General features: G+C 76.2%; 3 protein-coding genes. 1 reads left to right on the forward strand and 2 read right to left on the reverse strand.

The window, feature by feature from the left end; translation table 11 throughout:
* Together AB7J25_RS30070 and AB7J25_RS30075 are read right to left on the reverse strand one after the other, a co-directional pair.
* The coding region (locus AB7J25_RS30070) for a hypothetical protein (protein WP_428514678.1) at nucleotides 1-1,098 on the reverse strand (1,098 nt) is incomplete at its 3' end.
* Nucleotides 1,099-1,110: 12 nt separating this feature from the next.
* Nucleotides 1,111-2,028, reverse strand: coding sequence for an SCO6745 family protein (locus AB7J25_RS30075; protein ID WP_428502878.1), 918 nt, complete (start codon nucleotides 2,026-2,028; stop codon nucleotides 1,111-1,113).
* Nucleotides 2,029-2,180: 152 nt separating this feature from the next.
* Between AB7J25_RS30075 and AB7J25_RS30080 the strand changes: the two genes are divergently transcribed.
* Nucleotides 2,181-4,982, forward strand: a complete 2,802-nt coding sequence (locus AB7J25_RS30080; protein ID WP_428514679.1) for a helix-turn-helix transcriptional regulator — start codon at nucleotides 2,181-2,183, stop codon at nucleotides 4,980-4,982.
* Nucleotides 4,983-5,071 lie beyond the last annotated feature (89 nt).

A 5,071-nucleotide genomic window follows, 5' to 3' on the forward strand; every position in this document is an offset into this window, starting at 1 on the left:
GACGGCGGCCTTGCGGTTGCGCTGCACGAAGGCGCTCTGCTGGGTGCTGCTGCTGATCTTCTGCTGGTTCTTGGCGGACAGGTCCCGCTCGCCCTTGGACGTCGTGAAGGAGGTGGCCGTCGACGCGGTGCGGGAGGCGCCGGCCGCCCCGCCGAACAGGACGGGGGACACGAACCCGCCCGCTGCGATCCCGATGCTCTCGGTGTCGCTCGACGTGGTGCTCTCCGACTCGCCGCTCTGCAGCTCGGTCGCGACCGCCTGCGCCACCTCGGAGATCGATCGGCTCTGCACGAGCGTGTTGCTGAGGTCCTCGGTCTGCCCGATCTCCTCCTCGGAGCTGCCGCGGGTGCGTCGGGTGTAGTCGATGACCGCGATCCTGGTGCTCTCACCCGGGGCGAGCGGAAGGCTGTAGAGCAGGCTCCCCAGGGTGACCGCGACCGGGTACCAGCTCTGCGAGTAGGTCAGCACCGCGCCCTGGGCCGGCGCGGTGAAGCCGGGAGACGTGGCGGTCAGGTCGACCGGTCCGCTGGAGCCGAGATCGAGCTCGGCCTTGCCGGGTGCGTCGATCAGCACGACGGACCGGTAGAACACCCGATCCGTGGCGTGCCCGCCGAACCGTGGCACGAGCTCCGGTGGTGCCTCCTCGTCGGCGGACACCGTGTCGCTCAGGGCCTCGTCGACGAGGCGGCGTGCCGTCACGTACGGCGGCCAGAGGGCGAGCTCGCGCACCGTGCGGATGCCGAGCACCTCGCGCAGCCGCGTGGCCGTCGGCGCACCGACGGTGGCGAGCACCTCAGGGCCGGCGTCGAGCAGGTCGTGTGGCGGCGTGTCCCGGTGTGCGTCGTCGACGACGTCGCTGGGCAGCCGCCCGAAGCGGCCGACGACGCTGTCCGGCTGCTGCGCCGCCTCGCGGACGCCGGCCGCCGTCTGGAACGGGCCGGACATCGCGAGGTCGAAGATCCGGACCAGGCGGAGGTCACGCAGCAGCGCTGCGGCGTCCGCCGAGACGCCGAGCAGCACCTCGGGGGAGGACTGCAGCACCTCGCGGAGATCGAGCTGGGCGAACTCCGACTTGATCGCGTCCTGGAACCCTGTCATCGTCGGCCGCGCTCAGCCCGCGGCACGCTTCGCCGGGTCCGACGGCGCGCCGTCGGCGGCGATGAGCGCGGTCGACCAGGCGTCGAGCTGCTTCACGTACACGTCCAGGTCCGGGCCGATCGCGTCGACGACGGTCTGCTGCATGGTGTCCGTCCGGTCCTCCAGGTCGCGGCGGTAGCGCAGGCCCTCGGCGCTGAGCCCGTCGCCGTCGACGAGCCCGCGACCGCGCAGCCGCTCGACGGCGGCGAGCTGGGCGTCCTCGGGCCAGCTGCGCGTGCCGACGTAGGTGAGCAGCGGGTAGCCGCAGTAGAGGCCGGTGAGGATGTTCATCTCGACGCCGTCCAGACCCTCGACCGCGCAGACGGCGAGGTGGGAGTCGAACCGGTGCTCGCGCAGCAGGTTGCAGGCGTGCACGAGCTGGGCCAGGGGGTCGTCGGGCCAGGGGTCGGCGAGCATCCCGGAGAACATCGGGCGCGCCCCGGTCCGCGCCGCCCCGATGCCGCGGCGGAGCGCGGTGACCACACGGGCCGCGTCGGCGTCGATGTCACCCAGGCGGCGGCGCAGCGTCAGACCGCCGCCCGTGATGCGGGTGGCGACCATGTCGTCGCGGAAGATCACCGCCGACGCCGCCTCGTACAGCGGCCCGATCACCTCGGCGGGCCACACGCCCATGGCGGTGACGGCGAGCGGGGCGGGCGGCGTGCCGAGGGCGGCGACGCGCTGCCACACGTACGCGGCGAACCAGTCGTCGAGGCCCAGCTCCACGTAGCGGGCCGCGGCCTCGTCGGACCAGATCGCGACGCAGGCGAGCGGTTCGATCGCGTCGCGCAGGCGCCGGGCGGGCGAGGGCGTGCCGGTGAAGGGCGTGGGCACGGGTGCCCCTTCGGCCGGCGGGGCGAAGAAGAACGCGCGTGCGGTCGCGAAGTCCACGTCGGCCTCCTCGGTGGGTGCGTCCGTTGCCGGGCCACCAGACGGTAGGAGCGCCCCGCCGGGCCGGCGTCCGGACCGGACCCTGAGCTTTACCCCGAGATTGCCGACGAATGGTGCTGCCGCCGGCACCGCCCGTCCGCGAAGGTGGGCTCGTGGGGGTCCGGGGGCGGGACGGCGATGTGCTGCGGGGCCGGGACGGGGAGATCGCGCTGCTCGACCAGCTGCTCGGTGCGGCCTGCGCCGGCAGCGGGGGTGCGGTCGTCCTGGAGGGCGAGGCGGGGATCGGCAAGACGGCGCTGGTGGGGTACGCCCGGCGGATCGGCGCCGAACGCGGGATGCGGGTCCTGCACGCCCGCGGATCCGAGCTGGAGGACGGGCTGGCGTTCGGCGTGACGCGTGAGCTGTACGGGCCGGTCGACGCCGATCTCCAGTTCGGCGGGGCGGCGGCGCTGGCCGAGCCCGTGCTCCGGGTCGCGTCGGGGAGCGGCCCCGGCGGCGACCTCTTCGCCGTGCTGCACGGGCTCTACTGGCTCACCGCCGACCTCGCCGCGACGGCGCCGGTGCTCGTCGCCGTCGACGACGCGCACTGGTGCGACGAGCCGACGTTGCGCCATCTCGCGTACCTCGCCCACCGGCTCGACGGGCTCGCCGTCGCGCTGCTGCTGGCCGCCCGGCCCGTCGATCCGGGACGGGCCCGGATGCTCGACACGGTCGGTGCCGAACCCTGGTCGGCGGTCCACCGGCTCGCTCGGCTTCCGGACGCGGCGGTGCACGCCGTCATCGCCTCGACGCTCGGCGGCGACCCCGACGCGGAGTTCACCGCGGCGTGCGACACCGCGACCGGCGGCAACCCGTTCCTGCTCACCGAGCTGCTCTCGCAGGCCGCCCTCGCCGGGCTCGCGCCGACGGCGCGGGACGTCGGGAGGCTGTGCGCACTGACGCCGCCCGGCGTGCAGCGCGCCGTCGACGCCCGGCTCGCGCGGCTGCCCGCGGCCGCCACGACGCTGGCCAGGGCGGCGACGGTGCTCGGCGACGGGACGTCGCTGCACCGCGCGGCGCGCCTCGCCGGCCTCACCCACGCCGACGCCGGCCCGCTCGCCGACGCGCTCGTGGCGGCGCGGGTCCTCCAGCCCCGGGTGGCGCTGTCGTTCGTCCACCCGCTGGTCCGGTCGGCGATCACCGCCGGGATGGGCCCGTCCGTGGCGGGCCGGTGGCACCGCCGCGCCGCCGAGCTGCTCGCCACGGACGGCGTCCCGGGCGACGAGCTCGTGCCCCACCTGCTGGCCGCCCCGCCCGCGGGCGACCCACGGGTCGTCGCGACCCTGCGCGAGGCCGCGCATCGGGCGGGGGCGCGCGGTGCACCCGACGTGGCGGCCCGCCATCTGCGGCGAGCCCTGGCAGAGCCGCCTGACGCGTGCCTGCGCGCAGCGCTGCTGCACGAGCTGGGTGTCGCGGAAGCCCGGGCCGTGCTCCCGGAGGCCGCCGACACCCTCGCGGAGGCGCTCGCCGCGACCACCGACCCGATCGGCCGGGGGCGGATCGCCCTCTCCCTGCTTCGCAGCCACTTCGTCACCGGGCGGATCGTCGAGGCGGTGGGGACCTGCGAGCGGGTCCTCGGCGAGCTCGGCGAGCTCGACCCCGACCTCGTCCTGGACATCGAGGCGGACCTGATGGTGGCCGGGCTCCAGGAGCTCCGGACACGGCCGTCGACGAGCGCGCGGCTGCGTCGGCGCGCGGCCCCCGAACCGGAGGGACCGTCGCAGTGCCGGATGCTGGCCGCGCTCGCGATGGAGGAGGTGCTCCTCGCCGGCGAGGCCGACCGGGCCGCCGAGCTCGCGGAGAAGGCGCTCGTCGACGGCCACCTGCTCGTCGGGGACGCGATCGCGATCCTGCCGTGCGCGGTCGCCGCCCTGACGTTCTCGGGGCGGGCCCACCGGTCCGTCCAGGTCTGGGACGACCTCCTGCCGGCGCTGCGGCGGCGCGGCGACATCTGGGGTACGGCGATGGCCCAGTCCTTCCGCGGCTACGCCGCCCACCAGGTCGGCGACCTGCCACGCGCCGTCGCCGACCTCCGGCTCGCCCTCGCCCTCGGCGAAGGGACGGGCGGCACCATGCGCGTCTACTCGACCGGGTGGCTCGCCGCTGCGCTGATCGACGCCGACGAGCTCGCCGAGGCGGACGAGCTGCTCGCGACCGTGCCCTCCGAGGTGGGCGAGACGATGTTCGCCCGGAACTTCGTGCTGTCCGCCAGGGGCCTGCTGCGACTGGCCCAGGGCCGCCCCGCGGCCGCCGTCGCCGACCTGCGGGAATGCGGTCGCCGGATGCGCGCCTGGCGGATGCCCGGTCCCGCGGTGTGCCCGTGGCGGCCGGGGCTCGCGCTCGCCCTGCACGCCTGCGGTGACGTGGCCGGCGCGCGGGCGGCCGCGCAGGACGCGCTCGACACCGCCCGCCCCTGGGGCACGCCGCACGTCCTCGGTGGGGCACTGCGGGCCGCGGGCCTCGTCACCGGGGACGTCGGGCTCCTGGAAGAGGCCGTCGCGGTCGCGGCCGAGGGGGAATCGCCCCTGGACCACGCCCGCGCGCTTGCCGACCTCGGTGGTGCGCTGCGCCACGCCGGATCGGTCCGAGCGGCGCGCGAGCCGCTGCGGAAAGCCGTGGACCTGGCCCAGCGCAGCGGTGCGACGGCCGTGGCCCGCCGCGCCCGCGACGAGCTGCTCGCGACCGGCGCCCGACCCCGGACGCTGCGCTCGACCGGGGCGGACGCGTTGACCGCCACCCAGCGCCGCGTCGCGGCCATGGCCGCCGAGGGCCAGACGAGCCGGGAGATCGCGCAGGCGCTGTTCGTCTCCCAGAAGACCGTGGAGACCCACCTCACGCAGGCGTTCCGCAAGCTCGGGATCTCGGCGCGCTCCCAGCTCGCGGAGGCGCTCGGCGCGGGCGGGCTCGCCCGGTGACGCGCACCCGGTGCCGCGTGCCCCGGCGCTGGCCGGTCACAGCAGGCCGAGGCGGGCCAACCCCGGCGTCGCGGCCCGGACCCACCAGG

Origin of the sequence: Pseudonocardia sp. (assembly GCF_050246655.1) — a bacterium.
Taxonomy (GTDB): Bacteria; Actinomycetota; Actinomycetes; order Mycobacteriales; family Pseudonocardiaceae; genus Pseudonocardia.